The 23,746-nt window shown below is 61.9% G+C and carries 14 protein-coding genes; 1 reads left to right on the forward strand and 13 read right to left on the reverse strand.

What is annotated here, in order from left to right:
- Positions 1 to 80: 80 nt before the first annotated feature.
- Positions 81 to 1,418: a hypothetical protein gene (locus tag DWX63_RS01870; protein WP_117842638.1), complete on the reverse strand. Its 1,338-nt coding sequence runs from the start codon at positions 1,416 to 1,418 to the stop codon at positions 81 to 83.
- Positions 1,419 to 1,636: 218 nt separating this feature from the next.
- Between DWX63_RS01870 and DWX63_RS01875 the strand changes: the two genes are divergently transcribed.
- The gene (locus tag DWX63_RS01875) at positions 1,637 to 2,818 is read left to right on the forward strand and encodes a cation diffusion facilitator family transporter (protein ID WP_117842639.1); all 1,182 of its coding nucleotides are present in this window, start codon (positions 1,637 to 1,639) and stop codon (positions 2,816 to 2,818) included.
- 12 nt (positions 2,819 to 2,830) lie between these two features.
- Here the strand turns inward: DWX63_RS01875 and DWX63_RS01880 are convergent, their stop codons facing one another.
- The 12 genes from DWX63_RS01880 to DWX63_RS01935 form a co-directional block, all read right to left on the reverse strand.
- Complete coding sequence (locus DWX63_RS01880; protein WP_117776915.1) at positions 2,831 to 3,820, reverse strand: hypothetical protein; 990 nt, start codon at positions 3,818 to 3,820, stop codon at positions 2,831 to 2,833.
- A 177-nt stretch (positions 3,821 to 3,997) separates the two neighbouring features.
- Entirely contained in the window at positions 3,998 to 5,665 is a 1,668-nt protein-coding gene (locus DWX63_RS01885; protein WP_117776914.1) for a formate--tetrahydrofolate ligase, read from the reverse strand.
- A 144-nt stretch (positions 5,666 to 5,809) separates the two neighbouring features.
- On the reverse strand, positions 5,810 to 6,877 hold the full coding sequence (gene ruvB, locus DWX63_RS01890) for a Holliday junction branch migration DNA helicase RuvB (RefSeq protein ID WP_117776913.1): 1,068 nt from the start codon (positions 6,875 to 6,877) through the stop codon (positions 5,810 to 5,812).
- A complete protein-coding gene (gene ruvA / locus DWX63_RS01895; RefSeq protein ID WP_117776912.1) occupies positions 6,877 to 7,497 on the reverse strand; it encodes a Holliday junction branch migration protein RuvA in 621 nt (206 codons plus the stop codon). Before ruvA ends, ruvB begins: the two co-directional genes overlap by 1 nt.
- Positions 7,497 to 8,018 (reverse strand): crossover junction endodeoxyribonuclease RuvC, encoded by a 522-nt coding sequence (gene ruvC, locus DWX63_RS01900; RefSeq protein ID WP_035137351.1) that lies wholly within the window; start codon positions 8,016 to 8,018, stop codon positions 7,497 to 7,499. The genes ruvA and ruvC overlap by 1 nt, the downstream gene beginning before the upstream one ends.
- 294 nt (positions 8,019 to 8,312) lie before the next feature.
- Positions 8,313 to 10,298 carry a hypothetical protein gene (locus tag DWX63_RS01905; protein WP_117629581.1) on the reverse strand — a complete coding sequence of 662 codons (1,986 nt, stop codon included), beginning with the start codon at positions 10,296 to 10,298 and terminating at the stop codon, positions 8,313 to 8,315.
- 117 nt (positions 10,299 to 10,415) lie between these two features.
- The gene (locus tag DWX63_RS01910) at positions 10,416 to 10,778 is read right to left on the reverse strand and encodes a desulfoferrodoxin family protein (RefSeq protein WP_117629580.1); all 363 of its coding nucleotides are present in this window, start codon (positions 10,776 to 10,778) and stop codon (positions 10,416 to 10,418) included.
- A 165-nt stretch (positions 10,779 to 10,943) separates the two neighbouring features.
- Entirely contained in the window at positions 10,944 to 14,408 is a 3,465-nt protein-coding gene (locus tag DWX63_RS01915; protein WP_117842640.1) for an SNF2-related protein, read from the reverse strand.
- Positions 14,409 to 14,436: 28 nt separating this feature from the next.
- Positions 14,437 to 18,240, reverse strand: a complete 3,804-nt coding sequence (dnaE, locus tag DWX63_RS01920) for a DNA polymerase III subunit alpha (RefSeq protein WP_117842641.1) — start codon at positions 18,238 to 18,240, stop codon at positions 14,437 to 14,439.
- 239 nt (positions 18,241 to 18,479) lie between these two features.
- A complete protein-coding gene (locus tag DWX63_RS01925; RefSeq protein WP_117842642.1) occupies positions 18,480 to 19,679 on the reverse strand; it encodes an MFS transporter in 1,200 nt (399 codons plus the stop codon).
- A complete protein-coding gene (locus DWX63_RS01930) occupies positions 19,676 to 19,927 on the reverse strand; it encodes a DUF3284 domain-containing protein (protein ID WP_117842643.1) in 252 nt (83 codons plus the stop codon). The genes DWX63_RS01925 and DWX63_RS01930 overlap by 4 nt, the downstream gene beginning before the upstream one ends.
- Before the next feature lie 192 nt (positions 19,928 to 20,119).
- Positions 20,120 to 23,743 (reverse strand): UvrD-helicase domain-containing protein, encoded by a 3,624-nt coding sequence (locus DWX63_RS01935; protein WP_117842644.1) that lies wholly within the window; start codon positions 23,741 to 23,743, stop codon positions 20,120 to 20,122.
- Between the last annotated feature and the right edge of the window lie 3 nt (positions 23,744 to 23,746).

The following is a 23,746-nucleotide window of genomic DNA, read 5'->3' on the forward strand; positions in this document are numbered from 1 at the left end:
GGCAATGGTAGCACGTTCCCAGCAGTCTTAAGTTCGTCTCATGACCTTGCGATGCAGCCCGACGCCCCGGCACCACTCCCCTACTTACCAAAAATCACAGCGAACAATCCCTTGCGTTTGGGCTTTTCTTCTCGGTAGGAACCCTCAGCTGCCGCTGCAACCTGGCGCGGTTGCTCGCCACCTCCACGGCGCACGATCTGGTATAGGAAGGGCGATTTAACGTATTTGACCTCGATGGGCGTGGCATGCACGGTACTTTCGCCGGACAGATGCAGACTCGGATTGAGCGACGCCACCACATGCGTCTCGCGCTTGTCGCTAAACACCACCGCTGCCGCGCGGCTCGTCTGGCCGTTTACGGCAATGCGCACCTGCTCGCCATCGCGGCTGTCCGTCGCCGGACGATCGACAAAGTAGACCGGCACCATCACCAGACCGTCCTTTTGCTTGCGGGCCTTGCGCGCCCACATGCGAATGCTCTTTTTATTGAGCCCCAGTACCGCCTCGGCATCGTTGCCGGCAATGTCGAGCGCCAACTTATCAATGACCACCTGGTCCTTGGTAGACGCATCGACGGAGACAACGCGAAAGTCACCTTCCTGCATGGCCGGGTCAAACGGCCCAACCTTGGCAAAGTCCCACGGCTCCAAAATGCCCATAAGGCGAACATCCAGATAGTTTGCCCTGGGGTATGCCCAGTCGAGCACCTCGTAGTACACCAAGGTCTCCTTGCTCAGGCCCTTGCCCGGGAAGCTCGCCATCATACGCAGGTCCGCCAGCGCCATGGGGAAATAGAAGAGCATCATGTCGTTTTGGATCGCGTCTTCCACGTCGTGCCCGGCAAAGGCATCCGGGTACTGGCGCACCAGCTGCAGCGCGTTGGCACGTGCCTGCTGCGGTGAGATTTCGCAGGGAATACCCTGCCCCGGTACATACTCCGCACCCACGCCCATGGTCAGACGTTTGCTAAACGTACCGGGCTTGAGCAGGTCGGCAATGCCGATCTTGTTGCCGCAGGACGGGCACTCAAACACACGCTGCGTTGACTCGCCCTCAAAGGACGCGCCGCAGAAGGGGCAGGGAATGCTCACGTGCGTGGCTTCTTGGAACTCCTGCGCCGTGCCGCGGTCCTCCCATAGCAGATGCTCCAGAACCGACTGATTGCGCCAGTGCGAATTAAAGAAATACCAGTCCGGGTCCTCCGGGCGCTCGAGTTGCGACACATGCGTGAGCTTGAGCAGTCCATCCACCACCGTCAACGGCGTATGGCGAATGCCCAAAGCGCTCTTGGGCTCTCCGGCGTCCGCCTGCCACGGAATGACCGCACCGCAATAAGCGCACTCAAAGCTGCGCTTAGCTTGGTGCGAGTACATAGGGCCGCCGCAGTTTTGACATTTAATGGCAAACATCTCGTCCATGGAAACGTCCTCCTTTGCACAGGGGCTGTCGACGTTAAGTATGTCGAGCAAACAGGCACATGCCCATACCCATGTGGCCCAAAATGGACCACCCAGGCAGACGAGAAGGCTCGCTCGTTAGCACCGGCAGACTATTGCTGCATTTTCTGAGCATCGGTGCACGGCGCCCCCGCGCGAGCTACACTATCCCCTTAAACATGATTGTGAGGACGACCGCTATGCTATTTGTAAATCGGCTGGTACATACGCTTGTTCCCGGCAGCGAGGGCGAGCCGGTCGATGCCTCCTGCCGCACCAACGCGGGCTTCGCCGCAAGCCTCATCTGCATTGGCCTCAACATCACCCTGTGCCTGGCCAAGGGCATCGCAGGCCTGCTCGCCGGCTCCGTCTCCCTCATCGCCGACGCTTTCAACAACCTCTCCGATGCCTCGAGCAACATCGTGAGCCTGCTCGGGTTCCGCCTTGCCAGCCGCCCTGCAGACGAAGGCCACCCCTATGGCCACGGCCGCTACGAGTACCTAGCCGGCTTGTTTGTCGCCGTCCTGGTTTGCGCCGTCGGCATCAACCTGATCCTCGAGTCGGTCACTAAGATCATCAAGCCCTCCCCCACCGCCTACACGCTGGTCTCCCTAGCCGCTCTCGTCTTGTCCATGCTCGTCAAATTCTGGATGGCCGCATTCAACCGTGCGCTGGGCAACCGTATCGATTCCGAAACACTCATCGCCACAGCACAGGACTCCAAAAACGACGTCATCACCTCGGGATCGGTCCTGGCCGCAGCGCTTATTTCGCAGACGACCGGCTTTGACCTTGACGGCTGGGCGGGCCTGGGCGTGGGCGTCTTCATCTGCATCAGTGGCATGGGCCTGGTGCGCGACGCCATCAGCCCGTTGCTGGGGCAAGCGCCCGACCCCAAGCTCGTCCAGGCAATCCGCGACAAGATCATGTCCTATCCGCAGGTCTTGGGCACACACGACCTGATGGTGCACGACTACGGCCCCGGTCGTCAGTTTGCCAGCGCCCACGTGGAGATGCCCGGCGAGGGCGACGCGTTTGAACATCACGAGATCCTGGACACCATCGAGCACGACATCAAGCGCCAGATGGGCATTGGCATCACGTTGCACTGCGACCCCATCGCCACCACCGGCGACGACCTACGCGGCTGGGTCAAGCGTGGCGTTACGCAGATCGATCCCGCGCTCTCCATCCACGACCTGCACGAGCACGACGGGTTCGTTTCGTTTGACCTTGTGCGTCCCGACGGCTTTGACATATCCGACGAGGAGCTGCTGGAGCTCGTCACGCGCATCGTGCACGAGCGCCGACCCAATGCCTCATGCGTCGTTACGTTTGACTCGGGCTTTAGCTCGCCCGACCGTCCGGCCGAGCAGCTGTAGCCCGCTTAACAGCTAGTTTCCCTGCGTGCCCGAGATGCCGTTTTGTAGGGCGTTCCAGGCATCCGTCGCCATGCCGCCCAAGTTCTGAGCGGTGTCGCCCAGGTTCTGGGCCGTGTCGCCCAGCTCTTGGGCCTTATCCCCAAGCTCCTGTGCCTTGTTGCTCAAGTCCTCCAACGTATTGGAACTCGAGCTGTCGGTACCGCTTTGGCCGTCGGGTGAGTTGCCCGAGCTATTCTTGTGCGTGAGTTGAATTTCGAGGTTGCCGCTGTCGTTATAGTAAGCAGAAGTAACGACCCAGTTGGCATCGATGACGGGCGTTGAGCCATCATCAGTCAGGACCACGGCATTCGAAAGATTGGCGCCGCGCGACTTGAGGAGCTTCTTGGCGTTGGACCAGTACTGCCCCGGGATATCGCTCAGATCGACGGTGCTAGACGAGGCGGACTCGGTTTGCTCGGCAGCGGTATCAGCCGTTGAACTCCCTCGCTTGTTGAGCATGCCCGACACAATGGCAAACACAACCGACAGCGCAAAGAAGATCGCCAGCACGATGAGGATCTTCTTGATCACGCTCGACGAACGCGACGGCTTCTTCTCCTCGTCCTCGCCATATTGCGGAATCGACTTGGGGTACTCGCGATACGGCTCGCGCGACTCGTAGCGAGGCTGCGCCGTGCGAGGCATATACGTCGTCTGCTGAGGCTGCGGAATGGGATTTTGCGGCAGGTCATCATAGGGATTCGGCGTCGAGGCGGCATAAGAATCCTGCGGCGCGTAATCAAACGGGTCCGGAGCTGCGTCGCCATAGGAGCCTTGCGAAGATACAGCATAAGAATCCCGCGCTGTGTCGCCATAGCCCATAACCCGGGTTGGCTCGGCAGAAGGCTGCGTCGCGGCGGGGTCGGTATAACCGGGGTTGGGAACAACGCGGGTCGCATCGGCGCTATCGCCAGCCTGCGCGGAACCGTAGCCGCCCATCACGGTTGTCTTGTCCTGATCCATGCAACGATTCCTTTCCGTCGCCCGTAAGCATCAAGTTATCCATGCATTCTACCCGCGCAAAAGCCCATGATGGGCAAAGCCCGTCGGTATCTACAAGACAAGCGCGGCTAGAAACAAAAGCCCCGCCGTGCTGTGGGGCACGGCGGGGCGGACAGGCGGCAATAACGTCGCTCTTGCCTAGAACAGACCGGTGATGTTGCCGTCGTTGTCGACGTCGATGTTCTCGGCCGCGGGCACCTTGGGCAGGCCCGGCATGGTCAGAACACTGCCGGTCAGCGCGACCACAAAGTGGGCGCCGGCAGAAACCTTGAGCTCGCGCACCGTGATGCGGAAGTTCTCGGGAGCGCCCAGGGCCTTGGCGTTGTCGCTAAAGCTGTACTGCGTCTTGGCGACGCACACCGGCAGGTTGCCAAAGCCGTTCTCGCGCAGCTCGGCGAGCTGGCGCTTGGCGGCCGGCGTAAAGTCAACGCCGTCGGCGCGGTAGACCTTGGTGGCAACGGCCTCGAGGGCATCAGCGACATCAGCGCCGTCCTCATAGGCAAACTTGAGCTCGCTCGGCTGCTCAATCAGACGCATGACCTCATCGGCAAGCTCGAGCGCGCCCTCGCCGCCCTTGGCCCAGACCTCAGAAAGCTTAACGTTGACGCCGAGCTTCTGGCACTCGGACTCGATGAGCGCAAGCTCGGCCTCGGTGTCCGCCGGGAAGCGGTTGATGGCGACTACGCAGGGCAGACCATAAACGTTCTGGATGTTGTCGACGTGACGCAGCAGGTTGGGCATGCCGGCCTTGAGTGCCTCGAGGTTCTCCTCGTTGAGGTCGGCCTTGGCGACGCCACCGTTGTACTTCAGCGCACGAGCGGTCGCGACGACCACGACGGCGCTGGGGCGAACGCCCGTCATACGGCACTTGATGTCGAGGAACTTCTCGGCACCCAGATCGGCACCGAAGCCGGCCTCGGTAATGGCAACATCGCCAAAGCGCATCGCCATACGCGTGGCCATGATAGAGTTGCAGCCGTGGGCGATGTTGGCGAAGGGACCGCCGTGGACAAACGCGGGCGTGCCCTCGAGCGTTTGCACCAGGTTGGGCTTGAGCGCGTCCTTAAGCAACGCGGCCATGGCACCCTGGGCCTTAAGGTCGCGGGCACGGACGGGCTCGCCGGCAAAGCTGTAGCCGACGACGATCTCGCCCAGGCGCTCCTTGAGGTCGCTGATACTCGTAGACAGGCACAGGATTGCCATGACCTCGGAGGCGACGGTGATATCGAAGCCGTCCTCGCGCGGCACGCCCTGGGCCTTACCGCCAATACCGTCGATGACGTGGCGCAGCTGACGGTCGTTCATATCGACGACGCGCTTCCAAGTGATGCGCTTAACGTCGATACCGAGCTGGTTGCCCTGCTGGATGTGGTTATCAAGCATGGCGGCCAGCAGGTTATTGGCGGCACCGATAGCGTGGAAGTCGCCGGTAAAGTGCAGGTTGATATCCTCCATGGGGATGACCTGAGCCCAGCCGCCGCCGGCAGCACCGCCCTTAACGCCAAAGACAGGGCCGAGCGAAGGCTCGCGCAGGGCCACGGCACTCTTGACGCCGCGACGACGCAGGCCATCGGCCAGACCGATGGTCGTGGTGGTCTTGCCCTCGCCCGCAGGCGTTGGGTTGATAGCGGTCACGAGGACGAGCTTGGCCTGGTGATCAGTCGGCTCGTTGAGCAGTGAATAGTCGACCTTAGCCTTGTCGAAGCCGTACGGAATAAGGTGCTTAACGTCGACGCCGGCGTTCTTGGCCACCTCGGTAATAGGCAGCGGCGTGACAGAACGTGCGATTTCGATGTCAGTAGGCATGGGCGGTCCTTTCGTTACCGGATGAGAAAAAGACCAATTCAGCATAGCACGGGCGCGCAATAGTAAAACGCCCATAACCGATGAACGGCGATATGTTTACCCGATGCCCGGCGATAGCCCAACAGCCCGCCAAAACAAAGCGCCCTAAACGGTAGGTTCAATCCCCAGGTGCTCAAAGGTGCGAAGGGTTGCCTGACGGCCCTGCGGCGTACGAATCATCAACCCGCACTGCAGCAAATAGGGCTCATAGACATCCTCGAGCGTGCCCGGGTCCTCGCCCACCGCGCTGGCAAGGGTCGTAAGTCCCACGGCACGACCGGAGAACGTCTTGGCAAGCGTCTCCAAGATACGAATATCCATCCAGTCCAGGCCGAGCTCGTCGATCTCGAAGAACTCGAGCGCCTGACGGCAAATATCGAGCTCGATGGGGCCGTTGCCACGCACCTGCGCATAGTCGCGCACGCGCTTGAGCAAACGGTTAGCCAAGCGCGGCGTGCCACGCGAGCGTGAGCCGATCTCGAGCGCGCTCGGATGGTCTATTGTCACACCCAGGATGGACGCCGAGCGCGTCACAATCTGCGCGAGTTCTTCGACCGTGTAGTAATCCAGGCGATATGAAATGCCAAAGCGGTCGCGCAGCGGGCCAGTCAGCATACCCGAGCGGGTCGTTGCCGCCACCAGCGTAAACTTGGGGATATCCAGGCGAATCGATCGTGCGGCCGGGCCTTTACCGATCACGATATCGAGGGCAAAGTCCTCCATCGCGGGGTACAGGACCTCCTCGACCGAACGGTTGAGGCGGTGGATCTCGTCAATAAACAGCACATCACCCGGCTGCAGGTTGGTAAGGATAGCCGCCAGGTCACCGGTGCGCGCGATGGCAGGGCCACTCGTGGTCTTGATCTGAGCGCCCAGCTCGTTGGCGATAACGGTGGCCAGCGTGGTCTTGCCCAGGCCCGGAGGACCCGAGAAAATCACGTGGTCGAGCGTCTCGCCACGGCTCTGCGCCGCTTCGATCAACACGCGCAGGCTCTGCTTGATGTGCTCCTGGCCACAGTAGTCGTCCAGGCGCTGGGGGCGCAAAGTGCGGTCGACATCGAGGTCCTCGGCCGTCAGCTCCGAGCCCACCATGCGCTCGCCGTGCGCCATGGATGCCGCCGGCGAGTTGCCGGGCGTCGCCCACAGGTCCTGAGAGTCATCGGCTTCCCACATCACGCATCCATTCCGAGTCGCTTAAGCGCCGCGCCGAGCAGATCCTCGACACGCATATTCTGCCCATCATACCCGCTCAGGGCAACATCGGTCTCCTGCGGGCTAAAGCCCATGGAAAGGAGCGCCGCACGGGCGTCATCGATGGCCGAGGGAGCGGCAGCGGGCACGGGCATCGCAACCTGGCCGGGAATCACGTCGACCGGCACAAAGCCCTTGTCCTTGGCAAAGGTGCTCTTGAGCTCCAGGATCAGACGCTGAGCTGTCTTTTTGCCCACACCGGGCACCTTGGCCATGCCCTTGTCGTCCTCGACCATCACCAGCGAATACAATTGCCCCACGGTATAGGTGGAAAGCACGGCGAGCGCCAAGCGCGGGCCAACGCCCGAGACAGACACGAGCCGATCGAACATCGTGCGCTCATCCTTAGAGGAAAAACCGAAAAGTGTCATGGCGTCCTCGCGCACCTGCATACGCGTGTAGAGGCGGACCTCGCCGCCGGGCGTCGGCAACGTGGCCGCAGTGCTGCCCGAGATGCCGAGCTCAAAGCCAACGCCCGACACATCGACGACAGCAGAGCTCATCGTGGCCTCGACAAGCGTTCCGTGGAGCTGGGAGATCATCAGTATCCGGTTCCTCTCTGTTGATAGAACTCGCCGCCGGTAAGCGCCCGGGTGCGGCTGAGGTTAACGTGGCAGATGGCGCAGGCCAGGGCATCGGCGGCATGGTCGGGATGCGGGTCGTGATCGAGCTGCGTGAGCGTGCGCACCATGTAGGCGACCTGCCGCTTATCTGCGGCACCGGTACCCACCACAGCCTGCTTGATCTGCATAGGCGTGTACTCGCCGATCTCGAGCGCGCACTCCGAAAGCGCCACGAGCGCGGCACCGCGGGCATGTGCCGTGGGGATTGCCGAGCGGACATTAGCGCCAAAGTAGATGCTCTCGATGGCAGCGGTATCGGGTCGATAACGCTCCACGACACCCTTGAGGTCGCGGGCGATATGCGACAGGCGCACCGCGAGCGGACTACCCGCGCTGGTCTCGATACAACCGTAGGCACGGCAGCGAACCTCGCCACGCCGCTCCTCGATAATCCCCCAACCCGTATGGGCCAAACCGGGGTCGATACCCAAAATGACCAAGCCAACCTCCCCTCGCCACAAGTACGGCGCAAGACAAGGCCTCGCGCACTATTCACGAACGTCTGTTCTAGAATAACACAACAGCGACCGTATCTAACAAGCAAGGTTGAACCATAGGTTGAGCATAAGTCAGCGAGCGAGTCCCTGCCGTGGCAAGGTGTCGCGAAAGAGGAGCGCCGCGTACTTCTGTACGCAAGCGACGGTTTGAGCGGCAGATTGCCCGACAGGGGCTCGCGCAGCGTCGACTCGTTACGCGGTTTGGCAAAACCGCGTAACCTTGGCCCCGTCCCCAGTTTAGTTCTGCGAGAAGAATGGGAACTGTCGGGGATCCACCGGCGGATGCGGCATCGGACCACCCTGGGGACCACCTTGCGAGCCGCCCTGACCGCCCATCATCTTATCGATGGCGTCCTGAACCTCGCCCTCGAACTTCTTCATGCCCTCGTGCAAACGACGCTGACCGTCCTCGGAGCGCAGCTCCTCCATCTGCTCGGGCGAAATACCCAGTAGCTCGCCCAGCACGCCCATCATCTCGTTTCGCATGCGCTCACTCGTATCCTCGTCAGCAAAACGGCGCACCTCGGCGCGCGCCAGCGAATCGACCGACATACGCTCCTTGCCATTAAGCCCCAGGTCGGACCAGGCGAGCATGTACGGCCAAGAGCGCTCGGCAAACGAGCGGGACGAGACGATCGGTGCCGTCGGCAATATGCGGCGGGCAGCCTCACCCTGTCGAACGAGCATCAGCAGCAGCGAGCAGGCCTCAGGCTTGCCAGCGGCCATCGGGATGTCGTCGAAAGATCGATTGCGGTCCACGTGCGCCTCGAGCGCACCATCGACCTCACCCGGTTCGAGCCCACCGAGCAGCTGCGCCGCGCGGTCGAGCATGTCGACCGGACCGTCGAGCGTCGAGAGCGCTTGCGCCAGCACGCGTTCCATGCAATCCTCCACCGCGTTGAGCGTCACGAGCTCTTGGGGCACCACGGCAGACGTGCGGTTGCGCACACGTGCCACAAACTCAAGCGTCGACAGATACACATCGCCAAAGGGCGCAAAGTCGCCCTGGTAGCCGCCGGAAAGGGCGGGCGCCGCCAGCGCGTACTCGGTTTTGGACAGCGGGCTCAGCGCCATCGCACCCAGCTCGAGCGCCGTGTCCTCCAGCATGAGGCCCAACGTGCGCGAGCGCAGACGCTCGGCATCGCCCGCCGACACGTCGCGATCGAGCACACGCGCCGCATCCGGTGCATCGCGCTCGACGGTGCGAATGTGCAGACGCTCGGCGATGGCGCGGACGGCGGCACAGCGGGCGGCCTCCACCTCCTCCTGCGCCGGCGTAAAAATACGGTTGCGCCCCAGCACCAGGCCAATCACATTACGCGGGCCCAGAGCGTCGACGGCCAGCGCCGCCAGCAGGGACGACGGCAAGTCACCCTCGAGTGCCACCACAGCACGCGACGCACCGTGGGCTCGGGCGTTGTCGCGCACAGCGAGCACCAGCGCCTGCCACAGCCACTCCTCGGAACGAAACTCGGGCAGTTCGTGATCTTCCAGGGCATCGAGCATCACGCCGCGCTGAATCTCCTGAACCAGCAGGCTCTCCTCAAAACACGGCGCCTGGGCCACCACGCGGCCGCAGTCGTCGAGCACAAACGAACCGCCGGTATACACCGACTCGTCATAGGCACCGACCGGCGCCATGCAGGCAAACCACACGCTGCGCTTGGATGCGATCTTGCGGTAGGCGCCGCTGCGTACGGCGGCAATGGCAGCAGTCTCGCGGTCGGTCATGTCAAACGCGTTGAATTGGAAATACGCAATGAGGTCGACGCCGGTCGGCAGCATCTCGAGTTCGCGGTCCAGGTCAAACACCACGGCGATGCGCACGCCGTCCACGTCAAACACCGGCGGCGCCCAGCGCGTATCATTGTTCTCGCCGCGCTGCAGGGCAATGCTCGAACGCGCCGGCACCACATGACCGTCCTTGAGCATCATGTAGTCGAGCAGCGGCTGACCCTCAAACGAAACCGCCGCGGGCACGATGCAGATCATGTCAAGCTCCTGGATGCGCTCGGCGACACCAGTCAAGCCGGCAAGCATGTCGTGCTCAAAGTCGGCAGCGCCCACCAGGCCCCCGGGCATGGCGCCCATAAAGAGCGGAGCCGGAACGCACAGCACGCGCGCCCCGCGCCCGTGGGCCAGACGAGCCTGGTCCTCGATGCGGCCGCAAATGCCCTCAATATCACCCAGGCGCATATCGATCTGTGCAAGCGCGAACTTCATGGCTCAGCCCTTTCCGTCGTAAACCATCGTTGTCGCAGTAAAAGCGCCGGCCGCATAATGCAGTCGGCGCTCGCATGTGCATATGCTAGCTATGATACCCCGAGCGGGGGCGCGCTCCTAGAACGTCGCGGACCACAGCCCGTGCAGGTTGCAGTAGGCATAGACGGTACCGGTCTTGGAACCGCCGGCAAAAAACGTCGCGGGCTTCATGCCGGGCTCAAGGTAATGGATCTCCAGACGGCCCTCAGCCTCAAGGGCGATCCACTCAATATAGTGCTCGGGCAGGCTGGGATGTTCGACCGAGCCCACGCGTGCGCGGATCACGTGACCGTCGCGCTCGGTCTCGACAACAGGCACGTGCTTCTCGTGCGCCGCGTCCTCGGTGTTCGCGGTCAGCTCCGTGCAGCCGGCAGGGGTTGCAACGTCGTTGCCAAGGGCGGCGATGAGCTTACCGTCGGGGTCCTTAAAGAATTTCGCCATGATGTTCTCCTTTTCTGATGTGCCAATGTTCTTGATGGTTCTTATGCCCAAAGGCAGACAAACCATCCACGGCATTGCAAATGAACACATAACGGATCAGGCAAGCGGTCGGGCCAAAATGCGTCGACCGTCCTGCCCACTCCAGCAGTCCCACCCCGCGCGCGGCTAGCGACCGTCACCGCCGAGCAGTGCCAGAACATCCTCGCGCGTGAACAGCGCCGACGAGATGCCGTCGCCGCCAAGCACGCTGTTGACCAGGTCGCGCTTGGACTCCTGCATCTGCATAATGCGTTCCTCGATCGTGTCCTTGGCGATGAGCTTGTACACGGTCACGGTATGTTGCTGGCCAATACGATGCGCGCGGTCGGTCGCTTGGTCCTGCGCCGCCACGTTCCACCACGGGTCGTAGTGAATGACCACGTCGGCCGCCGTCAGGTTGAGGCCCACGCCGCCCGCCTTGAGCGAAATCAAAAAGACCGGAACCTCGCCCGCTTGGAACTGCGCGACCATCTTGGCGCGGCTCTCCTTAGACGAAGCGCCCGTGAGCTTAAGGAAGGCGATGTCCTCCTTGGCCAAGCGCTTGCCGATGATATCGAGCATGCCCGTAAACTGGCTGAACAACAGGATGCGATGCCCGCCGTCGAGTGCGCCGTGCACGAGCTCCATGCACGTATCGAGCTTGGCGCTCCCCGCCTTGTAATCCTCGTAGTGTAGACGCGGGTCGCAGCAGATCTGGCGCAGCTTGGTGAGCTCGGCGAGCACTTTGAGCTTGTCTTTTTTAAACTCGGATGCCTCGCGGTGCTGCACCTGCTGGGCGATGCGGTCCTGGTTGGCCAGGTAGAGCTTGCGCTGCTCGCCGGTGAGCTGTGCCATGACGGTGTCCTCGATCTTTTCGGGTAGATCGGCCACCACGTCTTCCTTTACGCGGCGTAGCACAAACGGCGACACGAGCGCCTGCAGGCGAGCGGCACTGTCACCCTCGGCGTGCTCGACCGGGCTCTCAAAGCGCTTGGCAAACGACTCGCGCGTCCCCAAAAGGCCCGGCATCAAAAAGTCGAAGATGCTCCAGAGCTCGGACAGGCGGTTTTCGATGGGCGTGCCCGTCAGGGCAAAGCGCACGCCGGCAGGCAGGCGCTTGGCAGCGCGCGCCACCTGCGTGAGCGGATTTTTAATGTACTGTGCCTCATCGAGCACCACGCGGGCAAAATCCTGCTCGACGTACTCGTCGATATCGCGCCGCATAAGGTCATACGACGTTACGACCACGTTATGCTCGGCCACGCCGGCAATCTGTACACGACGTTGAGCCTTGGCGCCCACAATGGCGCACACATCGAGCGACGGGGCAAAGCGCTCCAGCTCGGCAGTCCAGTTGTACACGAGTGAGGCCGGGCATACCACGAGCGTGGGCTTGGTGTCCCCCGCCTCCACGCGCGCCAGGATATGCGCGATCATCTGGAGCGTTTTGCCCAGGCCCATGTCGTCGGCCAAGATGCCGCCAAGGCCCAGGTGTTCGAGCGAGCCGAGCCACTGGTATCCGTCGACCTGGTAGCCGCGCATCGTTGCCTTGAGCGATGCCGGCACCGTAAAGTCCATCTTGCCGAGCGTGTCCAGGCGCTCGACGGTGCGGCGGAACGCAGCGTCGCGATCGGCCTCGAGCGCCGGCGTGCGTGCGAGCATGCTATCGACAAAAAGGGTACTCGACGCGGGAAGCGACACGCCGTCGAGCAGGTCGACGGCATCGACGCCTAGGTCCTCGGCAAGACCAAACGCGGCACGCGCTCCCTCATCCAGGCGCACGATGTCGCCGGACGTCAGGCGCGCGAACGTCTGGTGGCGCTTGTACGAGTCCAGATAGATGGCAAGATCTGCCGCCGAAAGGCCGCTCGCGCCCAGTTCGACATCGAGCAGGTTACTCTTGACGGTCGCGCGCACCGAGAGCTTGGGCGCAGGGCGGACCGAAATCTGGCGCAGACGGTCGCTGAGCATGACCTCGCCCAGCTCGGACAGGGCAGACAGGCCCTCGGTCAGCAAGTGGAACAGGCTCTCGTCATCGCGCTCCTCAAACGCCAGGCCGCCCTCGTAGAAATCGAAGTACATGGCAGCCGTGTCCATAACGCGAAACTCCGCCAGCGTATCGCGGGGCGGAACGCCGGGGCGTTGCTCTTCGAAAGGACTGCCCGGAGCACCAAGACTAAAGAGATCAGCCGACCAATCGCCGTAGGTAACCGTAATTTTGCAGGTCACAAGACCATCGTCGACGCCGATTGCCATGGCAAAGCTCGCCTCGGGTGCCACAGTATCGAGCGCGGCGGGCGCGGTGAGGTCGGTATAGTCGCGCAAAATGGGCAGCGCCATACGGCAGAACTCACCCACCTGCTCGGCGGCAATATGGGCGGGCGTGCGGCACGGCAGCAAGCGCGACAAAAAAGGTGCGGCATGCTGAGCAAATGCAGCGTCGGTACGGCGCGCGCGGCGCGTGTCAACCAAGTAGGCGGCATCGCCCGACGCAAAGCAGTACATATCGGCGGGCAGGCGCAGGTCATAGCTACCACCAGCCGCCGGCGCGATTTTGGCGGCAAGCAGCGGTGGGCGCTTAGCGGATGCCTCGTCCTCCCCTTGCGGAGACAGCTCAACCGCCACGTCGTAGGTGCGATGCGTCGTCATCCCCCGCGACCAGGCGGGCTCAAAGGAGATGGTCTGGCCGCGCAGCAGGTCCAGCACATATACGATGCTATGCTCGGACAGCGGCAACTGACGCTCGGCAACAAAACCGCTGCGGGCAAAGTCGTACGACGCCGAACGCGAGCTTGTGATGTCATCGAGATAGGCAACTGTCGTCACAACAAGGTTGAGCAGCTTTGCCGATGTTTCGTCAAAGGCCTCAGGTGAATGGACAAACGTGAGCTTCTTGCCATAGGAGAACGTGCCGCCGCGCACGTAGGCATCGGCCATGCCGTCGATGTCCTTGACCACGTAGGAGACCGATCCACAGCGAATGCGGAACTCGAGCGCCCAGCTAAAGCGGTCAGCGAACAGCGGATTGTAGTACGGCACCAACGAGGGCTCCAATGCCGCTTTGGGGGCGTCGGGATCAACGGCACCGGCAAGCTTGCGGCGCATGCTCGCCAGCTCATCCATGCGCGCGTCCGAAAGATCGGAAAGCGCCGCCACAAGGCTCGGGCTCGTGGGGACGGGCGCCGGGAAGGGAAAGTTGGGGTTGACGGCCGGCGCGGCGGACGCGGCACGCGCGGGCTGTTTCGGCTGCGCCGTAAACGTGCGAACCGGCGTGCGCAAACCTTCGACGGGCTCGGCGCCGCTGGCATCCAAATACGCCAGCGCCGTGGCAATAGCGTGCTTACACATACCGGGATAGCGGTATGCGGCGGGGCAGTCGCAGTCGTAGTCGATAACCTCGTGCTCGTCCATGTCGAGCGCCACGTGCGTCTTGTACAGGTCACCGCGCGAGCCGCGCACCGTGCCCTCAACCGTCACGTTTTTGGAGAAGCGCGAGCCGCTGTCCTCGATCGACAGCACGGCACCGTTGAGCATGAGCGAACGCCCCTTCATAAAGGTGCCGCTCAACGCCGCCTCTTTGCGAAGCGCCTGCACAAACGTCCCCTGCGCCATCACTTCCTCCAATCTCACCCGGGGTAGCTTAGATCACCGTCACGCGGCCCTGGTTACCCACAATGGCCTTGGCCTCGGCCAGCAGCGGAATCGAACGCGCGTTGACCTTGGCAGGTACCTCGGCACGCAGCACGCGCCCGTCCACCTGCTCGATAAAGATCTCCACGCGGTCGCCGCCCGGGTTAGCGGTGAGCACCGTGGCCAGGCGCGCCATATTGCCCTGGCTAAAGCGGCTGTTGGGCACCATGACCTCAAACACCTTGGGCTTGTTGTTCTCCTCGTTGAGCTCGAGCGGCACGATCTCCTGCGCGATGATCTGGTCGCCGCGGTCCGAGCGCTCGAGCTTGCCCTTAATGCGCACAAAGGCATCGGACAGCTGCGCGCCGGTCTCGGGATCGACCTCGCCGTACAGGTACCCCTCGGCCTCTTTATAGGTCTTGGGGAACACGACGACGGTGGCCTCGCCTTCCATGTCCTCGAGCTGCACGATGCCCATGGGGTCACCGTTTTTGGTCACGCGCTTGGACACGCTCGAGACCATGCCGGCCCACCACAGCGCCTTGCCCTCGGGAATTTCCTGGTTGATGGTGCCGCCCGTAGGATTCTGAACTTCGTAGCCGGTGTCGATCTGCGAGAACGAGAAGTCACGCGCCTTGGCTAGTGCATACTCAAACGGGCGTAGCGGGTGGTCCGAGACATAGATGCCCAGAACCTCCTTCTCCTGACTCAACTTAAGGTGGCGGTCCCATTCCTGGCCATCCGGATCGGGCACGCTCACCTCAAAGCCCGAGCCCTCAACGTCGCCAAACATATCGAAGAACGACGTCTGGCCGCTCGCGCGATCCTTCTGGCGCTTTACCGCGGCATCGATGATGTTCTCGGGGTTGTTCTTGTCCACAAAGTGCATCATCTGGCGACGCGGATACCCCGTGGAGTCGAAGGCGCCTGCCTTGATGAGCGATTCGATCACGCGGCGGTTGGCCTGGCTCGAGTCCACGCGCTCGACAAAATCGTGCAGCGTCTTAAACGGACCGCCCGCCTCGCGCTCGGCGATAATCGCCTGCGCCACGCCGGTGCCCACGCCGCGGATGCCGGCCAGACCAAAGCGCACGCCCTCCTTGGTAGCCGTGAACTCGGTACCGGACTCATTGACATCTGGCGAAAGCACGGGGATGCCGTCGTGACGGCACGCCGAGACGTAATGAACGATCTTGTCGGTCTTGCCCGTGTAGGACGTCAGAACGGCCGCCATGTACTCGTGCGGATAGTGCGCCTTGAGCCACGCCGTCTGCATAACCAGGATGGCGTAGCCGGCGGAGTGCGACTTGTTAAAGGCGTAAGATGCGAACTCGAGAACATCGTCCCAAATCTTCTGGGCGACCTCGCGCGTGTAGTTGTTCTTGATAGCGCCGTTCATCCAGTGGTCGTAGGTGGTCTCGTCCGAGCCATCCTCCCAGTGCAGCACCGTCGACGTGAGCAGCTTGATCTTTTTCTTAGCCACGGGTTTACGGATACGCGAGTCCGATTCGCCCTTGGAGAAGCCGCACATCTCGACGGAGATGAGCATAACCTGTTCCTGGTAGACCATGGTGCCGTAGGTTTCGCCCAGGATGTCGTCCAGGCGGTCGTCGTAGGAGACGGCCGGCTCCTTGCCGTTCATACGGTTGATGTAGGACGAAACCATGCCGGCGCCCAGCGGGCCCGGGCGGTACAGGGCGATCAATGCCACGACGTGCTTGTACTCGGTGGGCTTCATGTTCTTGATCGTGGCCGTCATGCCGGCGGACTCGACCTGGAAGACGCCGGCGGTATGGCCGGAGCCCATGAGCTTATAGATCTCGGGGTCGTCAAAGGGGATCTCTTCCTCTTTGATGTCGATGCCGAAGTTCTTTTTGATGTTTGCCTTGGCCTTGGAGATAACAGTCAGCGTACGCAGGCCCAAGAAGTCCATCTTGAGCAGGCCCATGTCGGCAACGGTATGGCCCTCGTACTGGGTAATCTCGACGCCGCCCTTGGTGTCGAGCTTGGTGGGCACGTGCTCGTTGACGGGGTCGCGGCAGATCAGAACGGCGCACGCGTGCACGCCCTCGCCACGGGTGAGGCCCTCGATTGAGAGCGCCGTGTCGATGATGCGGCGGGCGTCGTCGTCCTTTTTATAGGCCTCGGCAAAATCGGGGTTAAACAGGTCCTCTTTGCCGGGTTGCTTTTCGAGCACCTGCTTGAGCTTGACCTTGGGGTCGCTCGAGACCATCTTGGACAGACGCTGGCCCATGTAGACCGGGTAGTCCAGGACGCGAGCGGCGTCGTTGATGGCCTGCTTGGCCTTAATGGTCGAGTAGGTGATGACGTGGGTGACCTTCTCGGGGCCGTAGAGCTGGCGAACGTGCTCCACGACCTCGAGGCGCCGCTCATCGTCGAAGTCCATATCGATATCGGGCATCTCGGTACGCTGCGGGGACAGGAACCTCTCGAACATCAGGCCGTTCTCGAGCGGGTCGAACGCGGTGATGTTCATGGCGTAGGCGACGATAGCGCCGGCGGCCGAGCCACGACCGGGGCCGACGCCGATGCCGTTGTCCTTGGCCCATTGCACGTACTCGGCGACGATGAGGAAGTAGGCGGCAAAGCCCTTGTCGCAAATGACCTTGTATTCGTACTCAAAGCGCTCTTTGATGTTGACGCCACCGATCTCGCGCGTGGCCCAGTCGTCACCATAGTGCTGGCGCAGGCCCTTCTCGCACTCGCGGCGGAACTGGCTCTCGTGCGTCTCGCCGGGATCGAGCAACGGGAAGCGCGGCAGGATGATGGAGTCCCAGTCCAGCTCAACGTAGCACTTGTCGGCGATCTCGAGCGTGTTGTCGCAGGCCTCAGGGCAATACGGGAACATCGCCCGCATCTCCTCCTCGGTCTTCATGTAAAACTCCGAACCGGTCATGCGCATGCGGTTGGGGTCATCGACCTTGGCGTTCATGCCGATGCACATGATGACGTCCTGCACCGGCGCGTCCTCGCGGCGCAGGTAGTGGAAGTCGTTGGTGGCGATGACCTTGACACCCACCTGCTTGGCGATATCGATGAGCGTGCGGTCCATCTGCTCATCGGTCAGGCCGTTGTCGGTGGTGATGCCGTGTTCCTGAATCTCGATGTAAAAGTCGCCGGGGTCAAAGGTATCGCGGAAGGTCTCGGCCCACTTGATGGCGCCTTCCATGTCGCCGCGGTCGATGTATTTGGGGATGATGCCCGCGATGCAGGCGCTCGTGCAGATCATGCCCTTGGCGTGGCGGCGCAGGTTGTCGAGCGTCACGCGCGGCTTGTAGTAAAAGCCCTGCACGGCTGCCTCGGAAACCGTCTGCATCAGGTTGACGTAGCCCTCCTGGTCCTTGGCCAGAAGGATCATGTGGTAGAGCTCGGGCTTGTGGTCGCGGGCGAGCGTCTCGTCCGGCGTAAAGTAGACCTCGCAGCCAAAGATGGGTTTGATGACCAGGGGCGGCTTGAGCTCGTCGATGTTGCCCTTCTCGTCCCACATGGCCATGTCCTTCACATACTGGGCATGCTCGCGCGGGTTTGCCTCGGGATCGGGCTCCACCAGCTCGTCGCGGCGATCCTTTTCCAAGAAGGCCTTGTCGTGGCTCCACGTCTTGTACTCGGGCGTGTTGTGGTTGACGGCGTCGCAGGCCAGCGCCAGGTCGGGCACGCCGTACATGTAGCCGTGGTCGGTAATGGCCACGGCGGGCATGCCCAGCTCAACGGCACGATTGACCATATCCTGGATACGGGTTGCGCCGTCGAGCATGGAGAAAACAGTGTGATTGTGCAGATGGACGAATGCCATGTGATGAGCTCCGATGCGGGTTCGTGTTCTGACTGAACGATTTTACCCCACGGCACGGACAGCACCCGAACCTAGCCAAACCCACACGGGTAGTCAATTTGGGACCTTCAAAAAGGGAATGAGGGCATCCCGATGCATCGAGTATTACTGGAACCCCGGCGATACGCTGAATGATTTGTGACGAATAGTCATGTCCATCAAGAAGGCTCGACGCTTCGGGCAGCTCGTCAATCGATATATCAATTCTTGGAGACATGTATTCCTACCATTTTTAAAGAAACAACGGCGGTAATTGCTATCGCGATTGCGCCAATAACACCGAGCGCTATCTGAATGGGATATAACCCCAACACATATCCAAATATGGAGAAAAACATTGCAGAAAAGAGAGCCCTTACCAGAGACGCGACGGAAAGGATCGTCGCGCGGAGATCGTCCGCTATAGCGTCTTGGATTAAGTTTTCCGAAGTGATGTACACCACTTCTGGGAGAAAACAAAGCACCATGCTAAGGCCAAACAAACACAGCGGATTTGAAGCGAACCACGGAAGAATCATGAAAAGACCAGCTTCGATTAGCATCGAGCCGAGCATGGTATTTCTTTTCCCGAAACGCGATGAGAAGAAATCTGCTGCAATGTAGGCCGTCGCATTTACTGCATAGGATGCACCGAAAAAGATTCCTATTATGGAGACGGGAGCATCAAATGCGTCGAATACCAACTGATTCAAGTTGTAATAACTCCCATAGAATCCGTCGAGCATGCTTGTGCCGATTAGAAGAAGCAATACCGCAAAAGCGGATTCTCCAATGCACCAGGTTTCGCGTCTGAAGATCTTGGCTACGTCAAACCTTTCCTCCCCAGAGTTTTTGGAATGGGTCGTTTCCATCCTCTCAATGGGATACAGAAGGAAAAGCTGCAGAAGATAGAAAACGGAAACGCATACGTAGAGGGCACTCCAAGATATTTGGGCAATGAATGATCCAAGTACGATTGCCACTCCCGTAGCGATTGATTGTGCGGCAAGCAGCCGAGCATTGATGGTGAGGAAGCGCTCTCCTTGACCGGCATTCCGGGCAATTTCATATAAAAGTGCTTGTTCTGATCCCGATTGAAGGGAGTAGGCGAGTGCCTCAACAAGGGAAAGTACGACAAGAAAGGGGCCTGAGAGCAACAGCATGCCAGCCGTATGGAAGAAAAGCAGCAGCACGCCCACTTGAATCGAAAACTTCTTTCCAAAGAAATCGCCTATCAGCCCTGTTGGCAGCTCGAGGACGACCGTTGCAATGTTAAACAGAGCTTGATAAAGCGCGATTTCCGTGACAGACATTCCTTTCTCCGCAAGGAAAAGTAGAAACACTCCCCGATTTAAAACAAATCCCGCGAGAACGAAAAAGGCGGAATAGATGTGCAGTTGCGTAGCGGCATTCTTATTCATTTGGCACTTCCATCAACTAATTTTGCCGGGCCGCTCGCTACTGACTCGAAGCCCGAAGTGTTCACGGTTTCCGATGAAGAGCTACCTTGCCTTTTTGCGGCCTGGGCACGCTTCTCGTACTTATTGCCGTTGAGCCTGTTGCGGCTGGAGCGCTTGCCCGTGGCGTTTTCGATATCCTGCATGATGGACCCCGCCAGGGCGTCAAAAAGCTCCTCCGGCGTCACCCCAAGCGTTTTGGCGAGCTGCATATGGCTCCTTATTCGTTTGAACCGTTCGAGCTATTGTACCGTCCCAGACTCTCCCATGCGTTGCGGTGCTATTTGGACGACTGAGGGCTTTATCCGGGGCGGCCGCGTGGGTTTGCCCAAAGTAGCTAAAAAGCCCCATCCCAAAAAGACTGCGGTGGAATCGATAGGGATTCCACCGCAGGTTGTTGAGGGCTAAAGGTTGTAGGTGACCACTTGGGGCTCGCAGGGGTTGGCGGGGTCGACCTGCTCCACGCGGACGAACTTGACCGTCACGGCCTCAAAGCCCGCCTTGTGCAGAACATCGGCGTAGACGCGCGCCTGCAGGGCGTGCTTCTCCTGCAGCTGATCCGGCGTCTCGTCCGGTGTGCCGCCCGTCTTGTAGTCGATGACCAGCGCGCATGACGAATCCGCCGGGTTCGTCGCCAAAGCGTCGATGGCGCCCTCGGCATATGCACCATAGCGAGCGATGTCCTCGTCCTCGCAGCCCAGCGAAAAGAACGGCACCTCGGCGCGAACGCACGGCCACGCGAGCAGGTCGGTACGAACAGCCGACTTGAGCCAGCGGTCCAGGGCAACGTCGAAGCGTTCGCGCTGCTCCGGCGTCAGGCGCCACAGACGCGCCAGCGCTTCGGCGCGCGCGGTGGGCAGCTCATCGGCACCCATCTCGATGAGCCACTGGCAGGCAGCGTGGAAGGCCGAGCCCAGCGCCATGGGATTGCCGGCGGGCTCGACAGCAGCCACGTCCGCATCCGTCGTCTCCGAGCCATCCGACTCCGCATCATCGCCAGCCTCGTCCATGGGCACGCGCGCCTCGGCGGCATGGTCCTCGGCCTCGGCATGGAGCGCTGCCGCGATTGACGAGTAGCTATACGAGTCACGCGCCGGGAACGGGCAGGTGCCCATGCGCACGCCCACCGCCTGGGGATACACAAGCTCAAACGCATCGGGCTCGGGGTCGGCAGGACCGGGAACGGCGGCGTGGGCATCTGCACCGGCGCCCTCCGGCTCCGCATCGCCGCGGACAAGCCTGCCCTCGGCATCCAGTGAAGCGTTGGCCTCAAACGCCTGCTCGCCAAAGGTAAAGTCCGAAAGCGAAATGAGCTCGTAGTCACCCGGCTGGGAGTTGTCGAACACCAGGCGGTCGGCATCGAGCTGCGGCATGTCCAGAGCGTCGGTCGGCAGAATACGACGCAGCACGTCGTAGGTCAGATCGGTCTCGACGTCGAAGGTCGGCGTCGTCACCTTGCCACGGCTCACGCCGGCATCCATCGCCAAGATCACCAGCTCTCGCGCACGCGTCATGGCAACATAGAGCAAGCGGGCCCGCTCCTCGAGCGAAAGCTGCAGGTCATCGTTGCGCAGGCGAGCAAATGCCTCGGCGGGAGAACCCGTCGCACAGACGTCCTCCATGAGCTCCGGCGGCAGCCACAGCGACGTGCCCTTGCCCTTAAACACATGCTCAAACTGCTTTTTAACGTCGTCGCCCTTTACGAACGTGCCGTCCGCAAGTTTAACGCCGTCGAAGCGTGCCGGCAGCGCCACGACCTGCGCTCCGCCCTCGACACGCCCCATCTGAGCCGCACCGGACGATTTGCGCACGCCAAAGCACTCCGCAACCGCCACGACCGGATACTCCAGGCCCTTGGATGCATGCACGGTCATGATGCGCACCGCGCCGTCGCCCTCCTCGTTGAGGGCGCCTGGGGCTTCCTTGCCCGCCAAGAAGCGGTCGAAGGCCAGCGCGATGGAACGCGGCGAGTTACCGAACTCGGCCTCAGCCTCAGCCACGGCATCGAGCGCCTTGAGCACGTTGGCGGCGATGGCCTTGCCCTCGGGACCACGCTGCGCCAGACGCACGAACCAGCCCGAAGCGTTGACCACGTCGCGCGCGATGGCGGCGAACGAATCGCGACCCACACGACGAAGCGCATACCGCAGCACCTCGCGGGCGCGCGTCACGAGCGGCAAGTCTTGCAAACCCGGCACGTCGAAATCGCTCATGATGCCCGCGTCGATATTCCGGCGCGAGGTCTCCCCCGTCTCGCTATCGAGCTTGGTCGCCAGCGCCAGGAACTCCTGGGCGCCGAGCGCAAACATCGGCGAGGCCAGCAACGGCATGAGGCCCTGCGCGGTATCGGCCGGGTTGGCGAGCGCGCAGACTAGGGCGCGCACCGTCTGCACCTCGGCTGCCTGCGCAAAGACCGAGCCGCCTGCGATCACGCAGTCGAGCCCTTGGTCGCGGAATGCCTGCGCATAGACGTCGGCGTTGGTCATGCGGCCCAGCAGCAGCACCATGCCGCCCTGGGGCTGGCCGGCATCGGCAAGCGCGCGGAAGCGTTCGGCGATCGCACGGGCCTTGGCCTGCGTGCGCTCCTGCGTACTGCCGCCGGCAACAAAGAGGGCCTGGCGACGCGAGGCGTCCGCCACCAGCGTGTCCTTGCGGCCGTCGCTCGCCTCAAGATCCAAAAAGCCCTGCATCAGGCCGCCGTCATCGCCGTCGAAGACGCGTGCCACGTAACGCAGCACCTCGTCATGGCTGCGGAAGTTGCGCACAAGTTTAACGAGCTCGCCAGCAGGGGCGTCGGCCACGGCAGTCGCCTCGGACGCCGTCGTCGATCCCACCTTGCGCTCCTGGCGGCGGAAGACCTCGACCTCGGCACCACGGAAGCGATAGATTGACTGCTGCGCATCGCCCACGGTGCACAGCGCGCGCTCCCCCGCACCCGTCAGGTAACGGATCAGATCGACCTGCATCTGGTCGGTATCCTGAAACTCATCGATCATGACCATCTTAAAGCGGCCCTCGTATGCCGCTCGGATGGCCGGGTAATCGCGCAGGGCCTCATAGGCCATGCGCAGCAAGTCGTTGTTGTCGAGGGCAGACTGGGCAGCCTTGAGCGCGCGATACTCAGCCTCTACAGAGCGGGCCAAGCCCACCAGTGCATCAAGCGCCGGGCCACCACAGGCAAGCACGATATTGATAAACGCATCGGCGGCCTCGGCCTTGAGCAGCTCGACCTGCTCCTTGGGGAACGCCTTGCTCGCCCGCGGCATGGTGCACGACATCATGAGTCGCGCCGCGTCGGCCATGGTTTTGCCGCTCGCCTCAAACGCGTCGATGGCGTCGAGTGCCACTTGTGCCTTCTCGGTCGCGGCCTTGCTCGCACCCAACGCCGCGCGATAGGCATCGGCGAGTGCCGAGGTATCGGCCTGGCCGCGCGCCACGCGCACATCGTCCATGCCGCCCGGCAGCTGACTCGATAGCTCCAACAGGTCGCGCACCAGGCCTTTAATGGTGGTGCCGGCGCCAAACGGCCCGCCCTCGCCCGCCATGGGATACCAGGCGTAGAGGGCGTTGAGCGATGCCGCGAGCTCGGGGACGGCATCGGGTGCCGTCGCGCGGGCCAGCACGTGCTCAACAGCCTGGTCCATAAGCTCGTCGGTATCGGTGAGCACCGTGAACTCGGGGTCGATGCCCAGCTCCAACGCGTGTGCGCGCAGGATACGAGAGCACATGCCGTGAATGGTCGAGATCCACGCATCGTCGACGGTCAGGGCCTCCTCGTCCATGCCCTCGTCGATGAGCGCGCGGCGCACGCGGTCACGGATCTCGGCCGCGGCATCTTTGGTAAAGGTAATGGCGAGCACCTGGTCCAGATGCTCAACGAACGGACCGGATTCGGGCGAAAGCGCGTAGACGATGCGGCGCGTGAGGGTAAAGGTCTTGCCCGAACCGGCGCCCGCCGAGACAAACAGCGGACGGTCGAGCGTTTTGACGATCTGCAGCTGTTGCGGCATCAAAGTCGAAAGATCCATGGT

This window comes from Collinsella sp. AF20-14LB, from assembly GCF_003459505.1.
Lineage (GTDB): Bacteria > Actinomycetota > Coriobacteriia > Coriobacteriales > Coriobacteriaceae > Collinsella.

What these genes read in the sequence shown, in the direction of transcription:
- DWX63_RS01910 (WP_117629580.1), bottom strand. Translation starts at nt 10,778, where the DNA reads ATGGCGAAATTCTTTAAGGACCCCGACGGTAAGCTCATCGCCGCCCTT.
- ruvB (WP_117776913.1), bottom strand. Translation starts at nt 6,877, where the DNA reads ATGTGGGAAGCCGATGACTCTCAGGACCTGTGGGCGACGCCCGGCAAC.
- DWX63_RS01905 (WP_117629581.1), bottom strand. Translation starts at nt 10,298, where the DNA reads ATGAAGTTCGCGCTTGCACAGATCGATATGCGCCTGGGTGATATTGAG.
- ruvA (WP_117776912.1), bottom strand. Translation starts at nt 7,497, where the DNA reads ATGATCTCCCAGCTCCACGGAACGCTTGTCGAGGCCACGATGAGCTCT.
- DWX63_RS01915 (WP_117842640.1), bottom strand. Translation starts at nt 14,408, where the DNA reads ATGGCGCAGGGGACGTTTGTGCAGGCGCTTCGCAAAGAGGCGGCGTTG.
- DWX63_RS01885 (WP_117776914.1), bottom strand. Translation starts at nt 5,665, where the DNA reads ATGCCTACTGACATCGAAATCGCACGTTCTGTCACGCCGCTGCCTATT.
- DWX63_RS01930 (WP_117842643.1), bottom strand. Translation starts at nt 19,927, where the DNA reads ATGCAGCTCGCCAAAACGCTTGGGGTGACGCCGGAGGAGCTTTTTGAC.
- DWX63_RS01925 (WP_117842642.1), bottom strand. Translation starts at nt 19,679, where the DNA reads ATGAATAAGAATGCCGCTACGCAACTGCACATCTATTCCGCCTTTTTC.
- DWX63_RS01875 (WP_117842639.1), top strand. Translation starts at nt 1,637, where the DNA reads ATGCTATTTGTAAATCGGCTGGTACATACGCTTGTTCCCGGCAGCGAG.
- DWX63_RS01880 (WP_117776915.1), bottom strand. Translation starts at nt 3,820, where the DNA reads ATGGATCAGGACAAGACAACCGTGATGGGCGGCTACGGTTCCGCGCAG.
- dnaE (WP_117842641.1), bottom strand. Translation starts at nt 18,240, where the DNA reads ATGGCATTCGTCCATCTGCACAATCACACTGTTTTCTCCATGCTCGAC.
- DWX63_RS01870 (WP_117842638.1), bottom strand. Translation starts at nt 1,418, where the DNA reads ATGGACGAGATGTTTGCCATTAAATGTCAAAACTGCGGCGGCCCTATG.
- DWX63_RS01935 (WP_117842644.1), bottom strand. Translation starts at nt 23,743, where the DNA reads ATGGATCTTTCGACTTTGATGCCGCAACAGCTGCAGATCGTCAAAACG.